A 275-nucleotide genomic window follows, 5' to 3' on the forward strand; every position below is an offset into this window, starting at 1 on the left:
GGGATGGGTAGGGGAGCGTCGTTCAGCCATTGAAGCGCCGGAGTGATCCAGGTGTGGAGGCTGGACGAGTGAGAATGCAGGCATGAGTAGCGAAAGACGAGTGAGAAACTCGTCCGCCGGATGACCAAGGGTTCCTGGGCCAGGCTAATCCGCCCAGGGTAAGTCGGGACCTAAGGCGAGGCCGACAGGCGTAGTCGATGGACAACGGGTTGATATTCCCGTACCCGTGTGAACGCGCCCATGGCGAACCTTGTGATACTAACCGCCCGAAGCCC

The 275-nt window shown here is 60.4% G+C and carries 1 rRNA gene; it reads left to right on the forward strand.

Going from position 1 to position 275, the window contains the following annotated elements:
• Window positions 1–275: ribosomal RNA gene (locus ADK67_RS15565) — 23S ribosomal RNA — on the forward strand; the annotation flags it as partial.

The organism is Saccharothrix sp. NRRL B-16348 (assembly GCF_001280085.1).
Taxonomy (GTDB): Bacteria; Actinomycetota; Actinomycetes; order Mycobacteriales; family Pseudonocardiaceae; genus Actinosynnema.